The organism is Microbulbifer sp. ABF4_143, from assembly GCF_056160225.1.
Genome location: NZ_JBSWWT010000004.1, coordinates 182,217 through 201,715, shown reverse-complemented (window position 1 = coordinate 201,715; position 19,499 = coordinate 182,217). Strand labels below are relative to the sequence as shown.

Below are 19,499 nucleotides of genomic sequence, written 5' to 3'. Positions count from 1 at the left end.
AATCCGCATAGTGTATAGTCTTGATTCCGGACATTTGGCCTGAATTTTGCCCATGGAAAAGAAGATACTGCTGACCGACTGCCCCGACGCCAAGGGGCTGATCGCGAAGATCACCAACATCTGCTACAAGCACCAGCTCAATATCATCAAGAACGACGAGTTCGTCGACCGCGCCCAGGGGCGCTTCTTTATGCGCACCGCGCTGGAGGGCAACTTCAACGACGACACACTGCTGGAAGACCTGGATATGGCCCTGCCCGCCGGCGCGGAGCGGCGCCTGGTGGCCAGCGGGCGCAAGCGCCTGGTGCTGATGGTCACCCGCGAGCCGCACTGTCTCGGCGATATCCTGATGAAGTGCTACGCCGGCGCGCTGGACGTGGAGATAGCGGCGGTGATCGGCAATCATCCGGATCTCGGCGCACTGGTGCAGAAGTTCGATATCCCCTTCCACTGCCTGCCGGCGGATGGCCTCGAGCGCGCGCAGCACGAGGAGCAGGTGGTGGCGCTCGTCGACGACTATGCGCCGGATTACCTGGTGCTGGCCAAATATATGCGCGTGCTGACGCCGGAATTCGTGGACCGCTACCGCGGCCGCATCATCAATATCCACCACTCCTTCCTGCCCGCCTTTGTCGGTGCCAAGCCCTACCAGCAGGCCTACGAGCGCGGTGTGAAGATTATCGGTGCCACGGCGCACTTCGTGACCGACGATCTCGACGAGGGGCCGATTATCGAGCAGGATGTGATTCACGTGGACCACGGCTACTCGGCCGCGGCCATGGCGGATGCGGGCCGCGATGTGGAAAAGCAGGTGCTGAGCCGCGCGCTGCAACTGGTGCTGGAAGAGCGGGTATTTATCCACGGCAACCGCACGGTTGTTTTCAAGTAACGGACATCGACAGGGGGGAAGGATGTTCAGCCGTCTGTTAGCGAAATGTGTAGTGGTTGCGTCTCCGCTGTTACTGGCCGCCTGTGCCAGCGAGCCCAGGGCTCCGAACCCGGGGCTGAAAGAATCCTTCCATACGGAAATTTCGGCCAACGGCTCCAAACGCTTCACCTATTCCCTGGAGGTGGTTGCGCCGGTGGTACGCGGCCCCTACACGGAAAATCCGGCGATGCGGGGCGGCCTGGCGCAGCGGGACGATAGGCTCAGGAACGGTCGCCGCGATCGCGGGCAGCGGGTCGATTTCGATCACGCGCTGGAGCTGAAGTTGAAGGAAAGCGGATTTTGCCGCGACGGTTATTTTGTTATCGATCGCGCGGTGTCGCGGCTGGGTGGTGAAGTGCGCGGCGAGTGCCGGGATGCGGCCGAGCGTTAACTTGGCCCAGTATTTCAGGCCGCTGACAAAGTCCTGTAGCCAAAATCGAAGGCAAAGTAGGGGGTATCTCGAACCGTCCCAGTGCTTTGCCGCCACCGGACCCGCTTAGAGCGGAATCCGGGGCCTATCAGTACTCCGAATGCCGGAGCAGCACTCCGGCATTTTATCAGTCCATATAGCTCTCAACCGGCGGGCAGGAGCAGATCAGGTTGCGGTCGCCGTAGACGTTGTCGATGCGGTTGGACGCGGGCCACACCTTGTGCTCCTTCAGCCAGGCTGCCGGGCGGCCGGCCACGTCGCGGGAGTAGCTGTGGGTCCACTGGTCCGCCATCACGTCTTCCAGGGTGTGCGGCGCATTGTGCAGCGGGTTGTCGTCGGCGCTGTACTTGCCGTTGGCCACGTCTTCCACCTCCTGGCGGATGATTGCCATGGCCTCGATAAAGCGGTCCAGCTCCTCCTTGGATTCGCTTTCGGTGGGCTCGATCATCAGGGTGCCGGCCACCGGGAAGGACATGGTGGGCGCGTGGAAACCGAAGTCCATCAGGCGCTTGGCGATATCCTCCTCGGTGATGCCGCTGGCCTCCTTCAGCGGGCGCAGGTCCACCAGGCACTCGTGGGCGACGAAGCCGTTGCTGCCTGTGTACAGCAGCGAGTAGTGCTCGCTCAGCCTCTTGGCCACATAGTTGGCGTTCAGTATCGCCATCTCGGTGGCGCGCTTCATGCCCTGCCGGCCCATCATGCGGATATACATCCAGCTGATCGGCAGAATGCTGGCGGAGCCCCAGGGCGCGGCGGAGATGGTGCCGTTGGCGGCGTCGGTTTCCGGTACCTCGGTCACCGGGTGGCCGGCCAGGTAGGGCTTCAGGTGCTCGCCGACCGCGATCGGGCCCATGCCCGGGCCGCCGCCGCCGTGGGGGATGCAGAAGGTCTTGTGCAGGTTCAGGTGTGACACGTCGCCGCCGAACTGGCCCGGCGCGGCGACACCGATCAGCGCGTTCATGTTGGCGCCGTCGATATAAACCTGGCCGCCGGCCTTGTGCACCAGCTCGCAGATCTCGACGATACCCTCCTCGAACACCCCGTGGGTGGACGGGTAGGTGACCATCAGCGCGGCGATGCGATTGCCGTGCTCCTCGATCTTGGCCTTCAGGTCGTCGATATCGACATTGCCCTTGTTGTCACAGGCGACGACCACCACCTTCATGCTGACCATCATCGCGGACGCCGGGTTGGTGCCGTGGGCGGAAGCCGGGATCAGGCAGATATCGCGCTGGGTCTCGCCCTTGGCCTCGAAGTATTTCTTGATCGCCACCAGGCCGGCGTACTCGCCCTGGGAGCCGGCGTTCGGCTGCAGGCTGACCGCGTCGTAGCCGGTACAGGCGGCCAGCATCTGCTGCAGCTGTTTGAACATTTCCGCGTAGCCCTGGGCCTGGTCGGCGGGCGCAAACGGGTGCAGCTTGCCGAACTCCGGCCAGGTTACCGGGATCATCTCCGCGGTGGCGTTCAGCTTCATGGTGCAGGAGCCGAGCGGGATCATCGAGTGGTTCAGCGCTATGTCCTTGGACTCCAGGGACTTCAGGTAGCGCAGCATCTCGGTTTCCGAGTGGTAGCTGTTGAACACCGGGTGGGTCAGGAATTCGCTCGTGCGCACCAGCGAGGCGGGCAGCCCCAGGGGCCCCTTGGCGGCGATTTCGCTGTCCAGCGCGCGCAGGTCCAGGCTGTGCTCGGAACCGCAGAAGGCGGTGATGATGTCGGACACGTCCTCGAGGGTGGCCGTCTCGTGCAGGCTGATACCCAGTGCGTCATCGCCGACTCTGCGCAGGTTGATTTCGGCGTCCAGCGCGCGCTGGTAGATCTCGCCCTGCTTGGCGCCGACATTGACGGTCAGGGTGTCGAACCAGCTGTCGTGGGCCAGGTCGAAGCCCTCTTTCTTCAGGCCGGCGGCGAGGATATCCGCCAGGCGCTGGATGCGCACGGCGATGGTCTTCAGGCCTTCGGGGCCGTGGTAGATGGCGTAGAAGGCGCTCATCACTGCCAGCAGTACCTGGGAGGTACAGATATTGGAGTTGGCCTTCTCGCGGCGGATGTGTTGCTCGCGGGTCTGCATGGCCATGCGCAGCGCGCGTTTGCCCTTGCTGTCGACGGACACGCCGATAATGCGGCCCGGTGCGGAGCGCTTGTAGGCCTCGCGGAAGGCGAAGAAGCCGGCGTGCGGGCCGCCGTAGCCCATCGGGATACCGAAGCGCTGGTTGCAGCCGACCACCACGTCGGCGCCCATCTCGCCTGGCGCCTTCAGCGCTACCAGGCTCATCAGGTCGGCGGCGACGGTCACCAGGCCGCCCGCCTCGTGTACTTTCGCGATGATATCGGTCAGGTCGCGCACGCGGCCGGTGGAGCCCGGGTACTGCAGCAGGGCGCCGAACAGTTCCGCCGGGATATCTTTCTCCACATCGCCGGTGACCACTTCAAAGCCGAAGTGCTCGGCGCGGGTCTTGACCACGGCGATGGTCTGCGGGTGGCAGTCGGCGTCGACGAAGAAGACGTTGGATTTGTTGCGCTTGACCTGGCGCTTGCACATGGCCATGGCCTCGGCGGCGGCGGTGCCCTCGTCCAGCATCGAGGCGTTGGCCAGTTCCATGCCGGTCAGGTCCATGATCATCTGTTGGAAGTTCAGCAGGCCCTCGAGGCGGCCCTGGGCGATCTCCGGCTGGTAGGGGGTGTAGGCGGTGTACCAGCCCGGGTTTTCCAGCACATTGCGCAGTATCACATTGGGCGTCACCGTGTCGTGGTAGCCCATGCCGATAAAGGTGCGGTAAATCTTGTTGCGCTTGGCCAGCGCCCTCAGCTCTGCCAGCGCCTCCTCCTCGTTGACCGCGTCGGCCAGATCCAGTTCGTCGCGCTTGCGGATGGACGCGGGCACCGTCTTCTCGATCAGCTCGTCGAGGCTGGACACGCCGAGGGCACTCAGCATCGCCTGGACCTGTTCGGCGTCGGGGCCGATATGGCGGTGGATAAAGGCGTCGTGTTGTTCCAACTGCTGAAGAGATGGCTGGGTCATAAACTTCGTTCCTGTAATCGCAGGGAGTCGCTGGTGCAAAAGTAGCACCTGGTATCTGTAGCGCTTTCCGCTAAAAGGGCGCCGCCGCGCTGCGGCGGGGCGACATTTTTGCGCTCGGGAAAATCTGGGTGGCGACCGCCAGACAGGCGGATAGCGGGGTCTGTTAGGGGCGCCGCAGCCGTATCGGCCGGCGCGCATCTTAGCAACCGCAAGCGATGCCGGCAATCTGCCGTTTTGCCGCGTTAAAAGTGCTGTTTTGCGGCAAAAAAAGTGGTTTATATCCTGTGGTTGCCATTTTGGCGCAACATTATTCTGGCTGGGGTGGGTGGCGGCGCCGGTGTGCGCTCCGCCGGCCGATCCGCCGTTGGCGCCTGTCTCCGCGCGGCGGCTGTGGCCGTGTCGCGCGATGCCCGCCGCTGGTCTACTTTAAAGGGTACCCCCGGCGTTTTTTTGTCGTCGCCGGGGCTGGAATGGAACGACAAGGATAAGGACACTGCCGAGGCCAGTGGCCGACAAGGATTGCGGATAATCCCACCATGGCGCAAAGGATCTTCATCGCCAGCGACCAACTGTTAGTGAGCCACCTGTACACCCTGCTGGAAAGGGCCGGCATCTCTGTGCTGACGCAAAAGTCTGTGGTCGACGTGCCGCAGGAGGAAAGCGGCCCGCTGGCCTGGTATTCAGAGCTGTGGGTGATGCGGGACCGCCAGTTGGACAGCGCCGCGCGGCTGCTGAAGCGGGCGCTGGCCGAGGAACCGGCGCCGCCGGGGCGGACCAGGCGCCCGGCCTGATCCCCTTTCACTCTTTTCATCCCCTCTGCGGAAATCGCCCGGCGGTTTCCGCCTATTTTCTCCCTTTACTGTTTTTGCCGGCCGCCCCCTACAGGAAGGGGCGCAGGTAACGCGCCAACTGCTGCACCAGCGGTTCACCGACCTGGATACCCATGTCGGTGAGGCGCGACTTGTCCAACTGGCAGTTGTGTGGGCGGGGCTCACTGTATTGGGGCGCCGGGTCGGCGGACAGGTGCTCCGCCGTCAGACCGCAGGCCTCCGCGACTATTCCCGCCAGCTGGTAGCGGGTGCAGGCGGTGTCGCCGCTCCACTGGTAGATGCCGCCGAGGCGGGTGCCGGCCGCGCTTTTCAGCAGGCACTGCTGCAGGACCTCGGCCACATCCTCGACGCTGGTGGGAAAGCGGATGGCCCAGTCGTCCAGCGCGACCGGTTGCGGGTCGCGCACCGTTCCCAGTAGCGCGGTGACGCCGGATTCACGCAGATAGGTAACCGGGCCGAACAGCAGCGGCACGCGCAACACCCAGTGATCGCCACTGCCGAGCACCGCCTCTTCGCCGGCCAGTTTGCTGCGCCCGTAGAAGTTGAGCGGGTTGGGGCGGTCGCCGGCGGCGTAGGGCGGTGCGCTGCCGTCGAACACATAGTCGGTGGAGATATACACCAGTTGCGCCCCGCTGTCGCGGCACAGCCGTGCCAGCCTCTCCGTGCTCTGCACATTGAGCTGCCAGGCCGCATCGGGGTTCCCGGCGCAGCGATCCGGCCAGCGCTCGGCGGCGCAGTGGATGACCACCTGTGGCTGAATCTCGCGCAGCGTGTCCGCCACCGCGGCGGCATCGGTGAGATCCAGCTTTCGCAGCTTGTCGCCGGTGCGGGAATAGGCAGTGCCGGTTACAGTGAAAGTGGGATTGGCGCTGAGCCGTTTGAAGACGCTGCGGCCGAGCAGGCCGGAGGCGCCGGTGATCAGAACATTCATGGTGGTCTCCCCTGTCCGGATTGTCCTCGAGATATGGGTTTTCCTTGCAGGAGCGGCCCATGGCCGCGATCGATGTTCGGAATACGCGAAAAGCCCGATCGCGGCCATGGGCCGCTCCTGCGGGGACGGGGCAAACTCACTCTACATCTGCTCCATCACCTCGATACCGAGCAAGTCCAGCCCGGTGGCGATGGTGCGCGCGACCAAGTCGCACAGTTGCAGGCGGCTCTGCTTCTGCGCTTCAGTCACGCCTTCCTTCAGCACCGGACAGGCCTCGTAGAAGGCCATATAGGCGCTGGCCAGGTCGTAGAGGTAGCTGCAGAGCATATGCGGGAAGGTGTCTTTGGCCACCTGGTCCAGCACCTCGCCAAACTGGCACAGCTTGACCGCCAGTGCGCGCTCCTCGGCGGTCTCGAGCTGTATGTCGCCGCCCAGTGCGCCCGGCTCGATGCCGGCGCGGCGGAAGATGGAGCGCACGCGGGTGTAGGCGTACTGCAGGTAGGGCGCGGTGTTACCCTCGAAGCTCAGCATGGCCTCCCAGCTGAACACATAGTCGTTGGTGCGGGTCTTGCTCAGGTCCGCGTACTTGACTGCGCCTATGCCGACCTTGCGTGCGATTTCGGCGCTGGTGTCGGCGTCCAGGTCCGGGTTCTTCTCCGCCACCAGTTTCTCGGCGCGCTCCACCGCTTCATCCAGCAGTGCGGCGAGTTTTACCGTGCCGCCGGTGCGGGTTTTGAACGGCTTGCCGTCGTCGCCCATCATGGTGCCGAAGGCGCAGTGCTCCAGGGATACGGATTCCGGCAGGAAGCCGGCCTTGCGCGCGGCGGTGAAGGCCTGCTGCAGGTGCAGGGACTGGCGTGCGTCCACCACGTACAGAATGCGGTCCGCCTTCAGCTTGTTGGCGCGGTAGCGGATGGCGGCCAGATCGGTGGTGGCGTAGAGGTAGCCGCCGCCCTTCTTCTGCACGATCATCGGGCTGGGGTTGCCTTCCTTGTCCGCCATCTCCTCGAGGAACACGACGATCGCACCCTGGTCCTCGACGGCGATGCCGCGATCCAGCAATTCCTTGACCAGCACCGGCAGGTCGTCGTTGTACTGGCTCTCGCCGTAGACGTCGCTGCGTTTCAGAGTCACGTTCAGCTTCCGGTAGATCTCCTCGCTGTGGCTGATGGAGATATCGATAAACTGCTGCCACAGCTTCAGGCTCTCCGGGTCGCCGCCCTGCAGCTTCACCACATGCGCGCGCGCGCGGTCGGCGAAGCCCCGCTCCTCGTCGAAACGCACCTTGGCTTCGCGGTAGAAGGCTTCCAGATCGGCGAGCGCCACTTCCGCGTCATTGTCTTCCAGCTTGTCGGAAAGGTGCGCCAGCAGCATGCCGAACTGGGTGCCCCAGTCGCCCATATGGTTCTGGCGGATCACCTTGTGGCCCTGGAATTCCAGCAGGCGCGCCAGCGCGTCGCCGATAATGGTGGAGCGCAGGTGGCCGACGTGCATCTCCTTGGCCAGATTCGGGTGCGAATAGTCGATCACCACCGTTTGCGGTTCGGCCACCGGGGCGATATTCAGGCGCTGGTCTTTTTCCGCTGCGGCCAGCCTGTCGGCCAGCCAGGCTTCGCTCAGGTGGATGTTCATAAAGCCGGGGCCGGCGATCTCCACCCTGTCGATCATCTCGCCTTTGTCCAACTGCTCGAGGATCCTGCCCGCCAGCTCGCGCGGGTTGGTGCCCATGCGCTTGGCCGCGGCCATGGCCCCGTTGGCCTGGTAGTCGCCGAAGCCCGCCTTCTTGGCCGGCGCCACGACCGGGCCGCAGTCTTCGGGAATGCCGGCGGCCAGCATGGCGGCCTGGAATTTGTCGGAGAGGAGTTGGCGAATATTCATAGGGGAGAAACTGCTGCAGTAATTCGTGGGGAACGCGGGATTTTAATGGGCGGGGGCGGCTTTGCAAACGGCCGCCCCCGTGGGGATGCGGAATGCCGGATCAGGAGAGTTCCGCGGCGCGGCGCTCCAGTTCGTCCATGGGCACATCTTCGATATGGGTGGCCAGGAACCAGACGTGGCCGAAGGGGTCCTGCAGGGTGCCGGTGCGGTCGCCGTAGAACTGGTCTTCCAGCGGGCGCTTGACCGTCGCGCCGGCCTCGATCGCGCGCGCGAAGACGCTGTCCACATCCTCCACATACAGCAGCAGCCCCACCGGCGAGCTGCCCTGCGGGCTCAGCAGGCCGCTTTCCTCGTTGTCGTCGGCCAGCGAGATACGGGTGTCGCCGATCTGGATTTCCGCGTGGGCGATACTGCCGTCCGGCATCGGGAAGCGGAACAGCTCTTTGGCGCCGAAGGCGCGCTGGTAGAACTCGATGGCCCTGGCCGCGCCGCTGACGCTCAGGTAGGGGGTGACGCTGTGGAAGCCGTCGGGAACGGGGGTGACTGCCATATCAAAGTCTCCTTTTTGGTGTCTGGCAATGGTGTGCCGAGTCGGTGGACTTGTCCAGCCCCCGTAGGATGGGCAAAGGAGCCCAGCGACGTGCCCCTCTTCCGCGGGCTTGATGGGCACGCTGCGCTTTGCCCATCCTACAACCCTGCCCGAGTCCCGAACCTCGATGCTATGATGCTCCCCAAAAACAGGGGGACATGTGAGCAATACCACACTCTACTGGCACGATTACGAAACCTGGGGCACGGACCCGGGCGCGGACAAGCCGTCCCAGTTCGCTGGCATACGCACCGACGAGGACCTCAATATCGTCGGCGAGCCGCTGATGCTCTACTGCCGCCCCTCGGACGACTGCCTGCCGCAGCCAATGGCCGCCCTGGTCACCGGTATCAGCCCGCAGCGCGCCCTGGCCGAGGGTGTCCCCGAGATCGAATTTATCCGGCGTATACTGGATGAACTGGGCGCGCCGGGCACCTGCGGCGTCGGCTACAACAGCCTGCGCTTCGACGACGAGGTGACCCGCCACACCCTCTACCGCAACCTGCTGGATCCCTACGAGCGCGAGTGGCGCTCCGGCAACAGCCGTTGGGACATTATCGATATGGTGCGCCTGACCTACGCGCTGCGCCCGCAGGGTATCGAGTGGCCGGAGCGCGAAGCTGTGAGTGGGGAGAGAGTGCCGTCCTTCCGCCTCGAGGAGCTGACCGCCGCCAACGGTATCGCTCACGAGGGTGCCCACGACGCGCTGTCGGACGTGCGCGCCACCATCGAGTTGGCGCGCCTGGTGCGGGCCAGGCAGCCGAAGCTCTACGACTATGTGTACCGGCTGCGGCGCAAGCAGGCCGCGGCCGAGCTGATCGATCTGCGCAACCGCAGGCCGCTGCTGCATATCTCCGGCAAGGTGCCCGCCGCCCAGGGGCACCTCACCTATATAGTGCCGCTGGCCATGCACCCGGTGAACCGCAACGCGGTCATCGCCGCCAACCTGGCCATGGACCCGGAGCCGCTGTTCAGCCTGGACGCGGAGGCACTGCGCGAGCGCCTCTACACGGCCCGCGACAAGCTGGGCGAGGGCGAGTTGCCGGTGGGCCTGAAACTGGTGCACCTGAACAAATGCCCGGTGCTGGCGCCGGCGAAGATGCTCGACGACCGCCGCGCCGGGGAACTGGGTATCGACAAGGCCGCCTGCGAGGCGAACTGGCAGCGGCTGCGGGCGGTCGACCTGACCGAGAAGCTGCATCAGGTATTCCTGGATCGCGACTTCCCGCAGCGGGATGTGGAGGCCAGCCTCTACGACGGCTTCCTGAACGACGCCGACCGCGACCTGTGCCGCCAGCTGCACCGCGACCTGGCCGAGCGCGGCCCCGAGGCGCTGGCCGGCGAGGTGCCCTTTGCCGACCGGCGGCTGCCGGAGCTGCTGTTCCGCCTGCGCGCGCGCAACTTCCCCGAGACGCTGTCCGCCGAGGAGCAGCAGCGCTGGCAGCAGTGGCGCTACCGCCGCCTGACCGATCCCGCCGCCGGCGCCAGCATCACCCTGGAGGCCTACTTCGAGCAGATCGCGGAACTGCGCGAGCAGTTTCCGCACAAGGCGGAGCTGCTGGACCAGCTGGAGACCTGGGGCGACAGCCTCCTCGCCTGATCGATAGCCCCCTGTAGGCTCTTTACTGCCGCGCGAGTAGAATGCCCCCGCCAGAATCAAGCGCCCAAAAGGCGCAACCAACGGAGTAGCAATGGACTTTATCGGAGCCAATATCCTTTCCGTCAGCCAGTTCGAGCGCGCCGATATCGAGCGTGTCTTCGACGTGGCGGATACCATGGCCCCCTACGCGCGCCGGGAGAAGGTCACCCGGGTGCTGGAGGGCGCCATCCTCGGCAATATGTTCCTGGAGCCGAGCACCCGTACCCGCCTCAGCTTCGGCGCCGCCTTCAACCTGCTCGGCGGCACCGTGCGCGAGACCGTCGGCATCACTGCCAGCGCCATGGCCAAGGGCGAATCCCTGTACGACACCGCGCGGGTGCTGTCCGGCTACAGCGACGTCATCTGCATGCGCCACCCGCAGGAGGGGTCGGTGGCGGAGTTCGCCGCCGCCAGCCGCGTGCCGGTGGTCAACGGCGGCGACGGCGCCAACGAACACCCGACCCAGGCGCTGCTGGATCTGTACACCATCCGCAAGGAGCTGGAGGGCCAGGGCCGCTCGCTGGACCAGTTCCGCATCGCGATGATCGGCGATCTGAAATACGGCCGCACCGTGCACTCCCTGTGCAAGCTGCTGTGCCTGTACAGCAATGTGCAGATAGTGCTGGTATCCCCGCCGGAACTGGCGATGCCGGAGGCGGTGGTGGAGCTGTTGCGCGCCGCCGGACACCGGGTGACGGTCACCGACCAGTTGGAGACCTCCATCTCCGACGTGGATATCGTCTACTCCACCCGCATCCAGGAGGAGCGCTTCGCCTCTCAGGAGGAGGCCAACCTCTACCGGGGCCGCTTCCGCCTGAACCGGGAGATCTTCACCCGCTACGCGCAACCCAACACCGTCATCATGCACCCGCTGCCGCGGGACTCCCGCGCCGAGGCCAACGAACTGGATACCGACCTGAACGAGCACCCCAGTCTGGCCATCTTCCGCCAGACCGACAACGGCCTGCTGGTGCGCATGGCGCTGTTCGCGATGCTGCTGGGGGTGGAGAACAAGGTGGACCAATACGCCCACGAAGTGCGCTGGCACAGCCGGCGCAATCCGGTGTAGCTTTTTCCGGAGTGCGAGTACAGGATTCGGAGATTAAAAAGTTATAGAAATTTAATGCTAAGGCCCTGATGCCGGTGGCTGTTTGCGGGACCTTTCGCGGCCAAGGATGGCCGCGGAGAGCGTACATGGATGTATTCACAGCGTGTCCCGCAAACAGCCACCGGTAGCAGGGTCGCCACCCAATCGGCTACTGGGAATAAGGGGCAGGGGTGAGCGAACACGATTCGCAAATTCCCACCGCGAATAATCAGGCATCCAGTTTTCTGTTAGGCTGCATCTATCGCCATTTAGCATCCGGGATAGATGCCATGCCGAATCGGATTTCAACTGTGGTGTGCCTGCCGCGAATAAGGATCGCCGCGCTGCTGCTGTTGGCCGGCCTGGCACTCTTCGCCAGCGGCCAGCAGGAGCCCCGCCCCCATGTGGCGCTGCTGTCCATCGAGGGGCCCATAGGCCCCGCCACCACCGACTATCTGGTGCGCGCGACGGAAGAGGCGCAGGAGCAGGGCGCGCAGCTGATCCTGATCCAGATGGACACCCCCGGCGGCCTCGACGCGGCCAGCCGCGACATCATCCAGCATATCCTCGCCTCACCGGTGCCCGTCGCCACCTATGTACACCCGGCCGGGGCCCGCGCCGCCAGCGCCGGCACCTATATCCTCTACGCCAGCCATATCGCGGCCATGACGCCGGCCACCACCCTGGGCGCGGCCACCCCGGTACAGATGGGCGGCATGCCGGGGCAGCCGCCGCCCGGGGAGGATTCCGGCTCCTCCGGCGGCAAGGCCGGCCAGAAGGAGGGCGAAGAAAAAGACAAGTCCGCCGAGGAGCGGGGCGAGGAAAAAGACGCGCCGCCCCCCGGCACCGCGATGGAGCGCAAGATGGTCAACGACTCGGTGGCCTTTATCCGCGGGCTGGCCAAACGCCACGGCCGCAACGCGGACTGGGCGGAAAAGGCGGTGCGGGAGGCCGCCACATTGACCGCCAGCGAAGCGCTGGAACTGAAGGTCATCGATATACTGGCCAGAAACAACGAAGACCTGCTCAAGCAGGCCGGTGGGCGCAAAGTGATGCTGGCTGAGGGGGAGCTGACCCTCTCCGCGGATATCGCCGATCTGCCGCTGGAATCCTACCAGCCGGACTGGCGCAACGAGTTACTGGCGCTGATCACCAACCCGCAGATCGCCTATATTCTGTTGTTGCTCGGTATTTACGGTCTTATTTTTGAAGGCTACAACCCCGGCGCGCTGGTGCCGGGGATTGTCGGCATCATCTGCCTGCTGCTGGCCTTTTACGCGCTGCAGGTGCTGCCGATCAACTACGCCGGCCTGGCGCTGATTATCGTCGGCGCGCTGCTGATAGTGGCGGAAGTCTTTATGCCGAGTTTCGGCGCCCTCGGTATCGGCGGCGTGATCGCGCTGGTGATCGGCTCGGTGATGTTGATCGACAGCGACGTGCCGGGCATGCAGGTATCGCGCAAGCTGATCGGCGCCATCGCCGGCGTCAGCGGCCTGGCGCTGCTCGGCCTGCTGATGGCGGTGGGCAAAAGCCTGCGCAAGCCCCGTGTCGCGATCGACCAGGCCCTGGTGGGGCGCACCGCAATCGTCAGTGAAATTCAGGCTGACGGCATTCTGGTCCATCTCGATGGCGAGATCTGGCAGGCGCGCAGCGACCAGCCCGTACAGCCGGGGCAGCGGGTGCGGGTGGTCGGACAAAAGGGATTGACGTTGCACGTAGAACCGGGATAACGAGGAAAAGGAGAGCAGGAATGGTCAGTTACTTTATGGGGTTGTTGATCGCGGCGGTGGTGCTGCTGATCATGTACGCCATCCGCATTATGCGTGAGTACGAGCGGGCGGTGGTGTTTTTTCTCGGCCGCTTCCAGGCGGTCAAGGGGCCGGGCCTGATCATCATTATCCCAGTGATCCAGACCATGGAGCGGGTCGATCTGCGCACCGTGGTCATGGACGTGCCGACCCAGGATGTGATCAGCCGCGACAATGTCTCGGTCAAGGTCAACGCGGTGGTCTACTACCGCGTGGTCAACCCGCAGTCGGCGATCATCAATGTCGAGCAGTATCACGAGGCCGTCAGCCAGTTGGCGCAGACCACGCTGCGCTCGGTGCTCGGCAAGCACGAGCTGGACGAGATGCTCTCGGAACGCGACAAGCTCAATGTGGATATCCAGAAGATTCTCGACGAACAGACGGATGCCTGGGGCGTGAAAGTGACCAATGTCGAGATCAAGCATATCGATCTGGACGAGAGCATGATCCGCGCCATCGCCCGCCAGGCGGAGGCGGAGCGCTCCCGCCGCGCCAAGGTGATCCACGCCGAGGGCGAGGCGCAGGCGGCGCAGAAGCTGACCGAGGCTGCGGATCAGCTGTCGAAAAATCCGAACGCGATCACCCTGCGCTATATGCAGACGCTGATCGATATCGCCGGTGAGAAGAACTCCACCATCGTCTTCCCGCTGCCGCTGGATCTGATCCAGCCATTGATGAAGGCGGCGACCGGCAACAAGCCCTGAGAGGTTGAGTGAGCGCCGAGGGCGCAGGCTCTAAAAGTTCTCTCCGGCCTGCCGGGTTGCCTCCCTGGCTCTGCCGAAAATGCGGTGCGGCTCGGGGCAGTGATCGAGCCGCACTGTTCCAAAGCTTCTATTGCCTTCTACTATGCTTAAGGAACCTCTGATTAAGTCCGTAATGTCTCTGCGGGGCCTGAAGGCTGCAGATGTTAGGCGCAGCTCGCCGCGAATGGCCCAGCCCTTTGCAAGAGCTGCAACGCAGCAGCTGCGGCCTTCAGGTCCCGCCCTTCGGGGCTTTCAGAGCGATTCACACTCTGCGTTGCGACTTCTTGAAAGGTCTAGACATTCCTGCGAAGCCGCGCCTTGATTGTGAACCGCTCTGAAAGCCAGAGACATCACGGACTTATTCAGAGGTTCCTTAAGTCTATTCGGTGCATGGGGCGTCAACCCGGAAGGCGAGTGTCTGATGAAAAAGTGCCAAAAAAACTGTGTGTTGAGCCTCTTCGCGCTGGTGGCGCTATCGATCAGCCTGTCGGCCTGCGCCGCCGATGAGCGTGAACTCAAGTCCCTGCAGATGCAGGGCGTCGAGCCGGTGACAATCGAGGTGGATATTGATGCGGCGGCAAAGCGGTTGTCCAGGGCGGTGCAGTTCCCGACCATCTCGAACCAGGATAGAAACGACTTTGATGCCAAGGCGTTTAGTGACTATCACCAGTTTTTGTTGGAGGCCTATCCCAGTGTGCACAAGACATTGAAGAGAGAGGTCTTGGGGGATCCGCGCCCATACAGTTTGTTATATACGTGGAAGGGCAAGAATCCGGACTTGCCGCCGGCGGTCTTCTATGCGCACCAGGATGTCGTGCCCGTGCCGGAGGATTCACTGGATCAGTGGAAGCAAGAACCCTTTTCCGGGGCCATCGCCGATGGCTATATCTGGGGGCGGGGTGTGCTGGACGACAAAAACCAGATCCACGGGATTCTGGAAGCGGCTGAAATGAAAATTAAGGAAGGTTGGCAGCCTTCCAGGACGCTCTACTTCGTCTTTGGCCAGGATGAGGAAGTGGGAGGTGCAGAAGGTGCCAAGCATATTGTCGATGTGTTGGAGGGGCGCGGCATAGAGAGAATCGCCTTTGTCCTCGATGAGTCGGCTCCGCTGATCCCCGGTATCTTTCCGGGCGTCCCCGACAACACGGCGCTGATCGGTATCGCGCAAAAGGGCTATATCAGCCTGGAGCTTTCCGTTCACGGTGAGGGCGGTCACTCGTCGCAACCACCGCAAGAATCCAATATCGGCATTCTCGCGAAAGCCATTACGAAGCTCGAAGACGCGCAGTTCCCCTACCGGATCCACGAGGCGGTTCGCCATCAGTATCGGTACATGGGCCCGGAACTGGACAAGGAAAAACAGCCGATGTACGCCGCGGTTGCCTTCGGCAAAGATGGTGAAATGACCGATCTTGAAAAGGCCTTTATCGAGGAAATGGCGTCCAATCAGGTCACCAGGGCCATGCTGCATACCACGATAGCAGTCACCATGTTCAACGCCGGCATCAAGGATAACGTGCTGCCGCCTTCGGCGACCGCGGTGGTCAATTTCAGGCCCATGCCGGGCGATACGCCCGAAGTGATTATCGCGCATGTGAAAAAAGCGATTGACGATGATCGAGTCACGATCAAGGAGATTTCCGCATCCACCCCCGCTACCAACGTGGCCGATCCGGACGGCAAAGGGTACAAGCTGCTGGAAAAAACCATCCGCCAGACATGGGGCAACGATCTGATTGTATCGCCGTTCTTTGTGATCGGCGGCTCGGACTCGAAGCATTTCCAGGCGCGCGAGTTCGCCCCGGATGTCTATACCTTTACCGGGATTCAGCTCGAGTCAATGGACGAGTTTGCCGGTTTTCACGGTGTGAACGAACGGATTAGAGTGGATGAATATGCGAAGACCATCGGGTTCTTCTATCAGCTGATGAATAATCTGGAGGATCTTTGATCCACTGAATTTCCAGTCCGCTGCCGATGCGCTCTACCGGAGTATGGTTCGCGCCACCGCGCGCCAGGCGGAGCGCTCGCGGTGTGCCAAGGTGGTCAACGCGGAGGGCTGGACGCAGGCGAGTGGCAATACGACCTGATTGAAGTGTGGGGGCGAACCCGCTGTCCGCCCCGGAGGACTCAGAAAAGCCGCTCGATCAGATTCCGCGTAGAGCCGTCCCAGTCCGCTGGTGGTTCGCCATCGATGGCCGCGTGAATCTGTGCACCGAGAATCTTCCCCAGCTCCACGCCCCACTGATCGAAGGGATTGATGCCCAGCAGGCAGCCGTGCACGAATACCTTGTGCTCGTAGAGCGCCAGCAGTGCCCCGAGATGGAAGGGGTCCAGCCGCTCGATAATCAGTGTGTTGCTCGGGCGGTTGCCGGGCACCACCTTGTGCGGCGCCAGCGCGTGGGCCTCGCGGTGGGTGTAACCCTGCTCCTCCAGTTCCCGGCGGGCCTCGTGCAGGCTCTTGCCGCGCAGCAGTGCCTGACTCTGGCTGATACAGCAGGCCAGCAGCCAGCGGTGCTGTTCGCGCAGTTCCGAAGTCGGTTCCCGCACCGCGATAAAGTCCGCCGGAATCAGGTCGGTGCCCTGGTGCAGCAGCTGGTGGAAGGAGTGTTGGCCATTGCTGCCCTCGGTGCCCCAGATAACGCTGCCGCTCGGGTAGTGCAGCGCGTGGCCGTCGCGATCGACGCCCTTGCCCAGGCTCTCCATATCCAGCTGCTGCAGCCAGGCGGGAAACTTGGCCAGCCGCTGCGCGTAGGGCAGTACCACCTGGCTGCCGGCGCCCCAGCACTGGCGGTACCAGAAGTGGATCAGGGCCAGCAGCACCGGCAGGTTTTCACCGGGCGCCGCGTTGGCGAAATGTGTATCCATCGCGTGGGCGCCGGCGAGCAGTTGTGCGTAGGTCCCGTAGCCACAGGCGAGAACGATCGGCAGGCCGATCGCCGACCAGAGCGAATAGCGGCCGCCCACCCAACTCCACATCGGGAAGATATTTTCCGCGGCGATGCCGAAGTCCTGCGCGGCGACGATATTGCTGCTCACCGCGACGAAGTGCTGCGCCAGCTGGTCCTCGCGGCAGCCCGCGTCCAGCATCCAGCGGCGTGCGGAGAGCGCATTCTGGCGCGTCTCCAGGGTGGAGAAAGACTTGGAGGCGACGATAAACAGGGTGCGCTCCGCCGGCAGCCCGGCCAGGGTGTCGCTCAGGTCGGCGCCGTCGATGTTGGCGACGAAATGTACCGATATATCCTCCCGGTGCCAGGGGCGCAGCGCCTCGACCACCATGCGCGGTCCCAGGTCGGAGCCCCCGATACCGATATTGACGATATGCCGGATCGGCTCGCCGGAGAAGCCGCGCCAGCTGCCGCTGTGTATCTGGTCGGCAAATTTTTCCATCTGCGTGCGACAGTCGGCCACCGCCTGCTCGTGATCTGTCTGCGGTTGCCCCTGAAAACGCAGCGCGCTGTGCAGGGCGGGGCGGTGCTCCGTGTTGTTGAGATTGGCTCCGCCGAGCAGGGCTTGGATCTGCTCGCGCAGCTCTATCTGTGCGGCGTAGTCCAGTAGCTGTTGCAGGGTGTCGTCGCGCAGGTGGTTCTTGCTGTAGTCCAGGTAGATGCCGGCGGCCTCGGCGCTAAAGCGCTGCGCCCGCTGTCCGTCGCTCGCAAACAGATCGCGAAGTGACCACTTGGTTTGCTTCCGGTGGGATTGCAGTCGTGCAATTGCGGCGCTGCGACTGGCCACAAGGGATTCGCTTGTCATGGGATGCTACTGGCTAATGGTTGTTTTTCGTACGACAGGTGGGATCCGGCGACGCGCCGAAATCGAGCGTCAATGCTAGCGGTATTCGCCGCCGCCGGCCAGAGGGGGGGAGTTGGGATGTTGGAAAAACAAATGCCGCTTCGAAAAGCGGCATTCGGTGTGGTGACTCATACTAAATGATGCTTCCGGCGGGTCGGCGGCAAAGCCTGATTTGAGCCTCATTTAGTATGAATCACCACACTGGTCCTGAATGAAAGCAGTCTTATTTGACTACCTTCATGCAGCGCACGTCGTCGGAAGCCATCCAACAATCCGCGTCTGCGGGACAGGCCATAGACAGCGGAATTTGCTCAGAACCCGGAGGGCAGGAGGCCGGTGGCGCAGGTGCCGCACAGCAGCCCGCCAGAACCAGTGCACTGATAATTCCCATTAAGTACTTGGCTGGAGTGAAATTCATCCCCTAACTCCTTTCCGTTGATGTTAGCCATTAGCATAGCCAATAAAACGTCACCTGTTTGGTCTGCTTTGTAAAAATCTTTTCTACAAAGATACCGCCCAATGGAGTGTAATAGGCGCACGGTTAAAATAGCTGCCAGCGGCGAAGTCGGGATAAATTCTACGCCAGTTTGTCGCGCCAAAGTACCTAAATTAAGGGGTTTTTCCGCCAATCTGGCCCCTAGACCATTGCGTGGCGGCTAGATATTTTTTGGCGAAAACTTGAAAAAAACCTGGGAAAGGCGCGCAAATTTTCTGCGCCTTCGCATGTGCAGATATGTTCGGCGCGCGGCGGCCGCGCCGGTTTTGTTTCAGTGGGTAGGTTGCGGGCCGTGCAGGAAGCTGCCGAATGCACGCGCCAGGGCCTCCGGGCGCGCCGGGTCGCGCAACGCGGCGAGACATGTCCCGCGCACCTCGGGCAGGAACATCAGGTCTGCCAGCAGCAGGTTGAACGCGTCCTGGCTCTGGTGTTGCGCCAGGGCGGCGAGCCAGTCTGCGGCCAGCGCCGCATCCTGCAGATCGTAGGCGCAACGGCTGCCGATAGCGGCGAGGACTTCGCCGTTTGCACCGGCGGCGGCATCCAGTGTCCGGCGCAGAAACGCCAGCCGCAGACCCCGGGCCGGGGAGTGGGAAACGCCGCGCAGCGCGGCCGCGACCAGGGCGCAGTCCGCCGCTTCAGCGCGCAGCTCGCCGTCGGCGCGGGCGATGATCGCCTCCGCCAGCTGGTGGTCTATCGCTTCGTTCTCGAGGCACTGACACAGGCTGATAAACACCGGCGGCGCCAGTGCCGGGAGGCGCTGCAGCAGCAGTTTCTTTTCTTCCCGCCAGCGCGCCGCCAGGTCGGCAATCCCCTGCAGTGCCAGCTCTTCCCAGCGGTGGGATTGGGGCTTGGCGAAGTAGGCGCGCACAGGTTCGTAGTGCGCGCTCGCCGGTTTTTTCAGCAGCAGTGTCGCCCTGGCGTGAAAGCTGGCCTGTCGCTCCGGCGCCGGGCTGAACAGCAGGCCGCTCTCCTCCAGCGCGGCCTGCAGCTGTGTTGCCGATTCCGACGGATCGCCCCGATTGAGCTTCTGTGCCAGCAGGCGCAGGAAGGCGTCGCGCGCCGCCAGCTGCAGTTTGCCCTGTTCGTCCAGCGGCAGGCGCAGAAACCAGACCACCGGCTCGCCGCCCTCTCGGGGCCACAGCAGCAGCCCCGCCCAGGCCTGGCGCAGGTAGGGGTGGGGCCAGGGCGCGCGGCCCTCTTCGAAGGCCTCGGCAGTCGCCCGCGACACCGGTTGCAGGCGCCGGCCGAGATCGAACCAGCGCAGTTTGAAGTCGGCCGCGCCGATCAGGGCGCTCAGGGTATTGCTTTCACTCATAACTCAACCGGGCG

15 protein-coding genes are annotated in these 19,499 nt (G+C 63.5%); 8 read left to right on the top strand and 7 right to left on the bottom strand.

The window, feature by feature from the left end; genetic code table 11:
• The first annotated feature begins 52 nt into the window (after positions 1 to 52).
• Together purU and ACXAF3_RS04970 are read left to right on the top strand one after the other, a co-directional pair.
• Complete coding sequence (gene purU / locus ACXAF3_RS04975; RefSeq protein ID WP_475111186.1) at positions 53 to 889, top strand: formyltetrahydrofolate deformylase; 837 nt, start codon at positions 53 to 55, stop codon at positions 887 to 889.
• 52 nt (positions 890 to 941) lie between these two features.
• Entirely contained in the window at positions 942 to 1,319 is a 378-nt protein-coding gene (locus ACXAF3_RS04970; RefSeq protein WP_475111185.1) for a hypothetical protein, read from the top strand.
• 166 nt (positions 1,320 to 1,485) lie between these two features.
• Here ACXAF3_RS04970 and gcvP read toward each other — a convergent pair whose 3' ends face one another.
• Positions 1,486 to 4,377, bottom strand: coding sequence for an aminomethyl-transferring glycine dehydrogenase (gene gcvP, locus ACXAF3_RS04965; protein WP_475111184.1), 2,892 nt, complete (start codon positions 4,375 to 4,377; stop codon positions 1,486 to 1,488).
• Between the two features lie 536 nt (positions 4,378 to 4,913).
• Here gcvP and ACXAF3_RS04960 point away from each other — a divergent pair.
• Positions 4,914 to 5,168 (top strand): hypothetical protein, encoded by a 255-nt coding sequence (locus tag ACXAF3_RS04960; protein WP_475111183.1) that lies wholly within the window; start codon positions 4,914 to 4,916, stop codon positions 5,166 to 5,168.
• Between the two features lie 88 nt (positions 5,169 to 5,256).
• Here ACXAF3_RS04960 and ACXAF3_RS04955 read toward each other — a convergent pair whose 3' ends face one another.
• The 3 genes from ACXAF3_RS04955 to ACXAF3_RS04945 all read right to left on the bottom strand — a co-directional run bounded on the left by ACXAF3_RS04955 (position 5,257) and on the right by ACXAF3_RS04945 (position 8,566).
• Complete coding sequence (locus tag ACXAF3_RS04955) at positions 5,257 to 6,138, bottom strand: dTDP-4-dehydrorhamnose reductase family protein (RefSeq protein ID WP_475111182.1); 882 nt, start codon at positions 6,136 to 6,138, stop codon at positions 5,257 to 5,259.
• A gap of 141 nt (positions 6,139 to 6,279) precedes the next feature.
• Complete coding sequence (gene argS / locus ACXAF3_RS04950) at positions 6,280 to 8,016, bottom strand: arginine--tRNA ligase (protein ID WP_475111181.1); 1,737 nt, start codon at positions 8,014 to 8,016, stop codon at positions 6,280 to 6,282.
• A gap of 100 nt (positions 8,017 to 8,116) precedes the next feature.
• A complete protein-coding gene (locus ACXAF3_RS04945; protein WP_475111180.1) occupies positions 8,117 to 8,566 on the bottom strand; it encodes a VOC family protein in 450 nt (149 codons plus the stop codon).
• A 199-nt stretch (positions 8,567 to 8,765) separates the two neighbouring features.
• On the opposite strand from ACXAF3_RS04945, the gene sbcB reads away from it, so the two are divergent.
• From sbcB to ACXAF3_RS04920, 5 genes are all read left to right on the top strand, one after another.
• Positions 8,766 to 10,205, top strand: a complete 1,440-nt coding sequence (sbcB, locus tag ACXAF3_RS04940; RefSeq protein ID WP_475111179.1) for an exodeoxyribonuclease I — start codon at positions 8,766 to 8,768, stop codon at positions 10,203 to 10,205.
• Positions 10,206 to 10,296: 91 nt separating this feature from the next.
• Entirely contained in the window at positions 10,297 to 11,313 is a 1,017-nt protein-coding gene (locus ACXAF3_RS04935) for an aspartate carbamoyltransferase (protein WP_475111178.1), read from the top strand.
• 308 nt (positions 11,314 to 11,621) lie between these two features.
• Positions 11,622 to 13,061 (top strand): NfeD family protein, encoded by a 1,440-nt coding sequence (locus ACXAF3_RS04930; RefSeq protein WP_475111177.1) that lies wholly within the window; start codon positions 11,622 to 11,624, stop codon positions 13,059 to 13,061.
• 20 nt (positions 13,062 to 13,081) lie between these two features.
• Positions 13,082 to 13,843, top strand: coding sequence for a slipin family protein (locus tag ACXAF3_RS04925; RefSeq protein WP_475111176.1), 762 nt, complete (start codon positions 13,082 to 13,084; stop codon positions 13,841 to 13,843).
• 460 nt (positions 13,844 to 14,303) lie between these two features.
• Positions 14,304 to 15,833, top strand: a complete 1,530-nt coding sequence (locus ACXAF3_RS04920) for a M20 family peptidase (protein ID WP_475111175.1) — start codon at positions 14,304 to 14,306, stop codon at positions 15,831 to 15,833.
• A 179-nt stretch (positions 15,834 to 16,012) separates the two neighbouring features.
• Here the strand turns inward: ACXAF3_RS04920 and pgi are convergent, their stop codons facing one another.
• The 3 genes from pgi to ACXAF3_RS04905 form a co-directional block, all read right to left on the bottom strand.
• On the bottom strand, positions 16,013 to 17,635 hold the full coding sequence (gene pgi, locus ACXAF3_RS04915; RefSeq protein WP_475111174.1) for a glucose-6-phosphate isomerase: 1,623 nt from the start codon (positions 17,633 to 17,635) through the stop codon (positions 16,013 to 16,015).
• A 350-nt stretch (positions 17,636 to 17,985) separates the two neighbouring features.
• Entirely contained in the window at positions 17,986 to 18,303 is a 318-nt protein-coding gene (locus tag ACXAF3_RS04910; RefSeq protein WP_475111173.1) for a hypothetical protein, read from the bottom strand.
• 138 nt (positions 18,304 to 18,441) lie between these two features.
• Positions 18,442 to 19,485 (bottom strand): DUF3549 family protein, encoded by a 1,044-nt coding sequence (locus ACXAF3_RS04905; RefSeq protein WP_475111172.1) that lies wholly within the window; start codon positions 19,483 to 19,485, stop codon positions 18,442 to 18,444.
• Positions 19,486 to 19,499 lie beyond the last annotated feature (14 nt).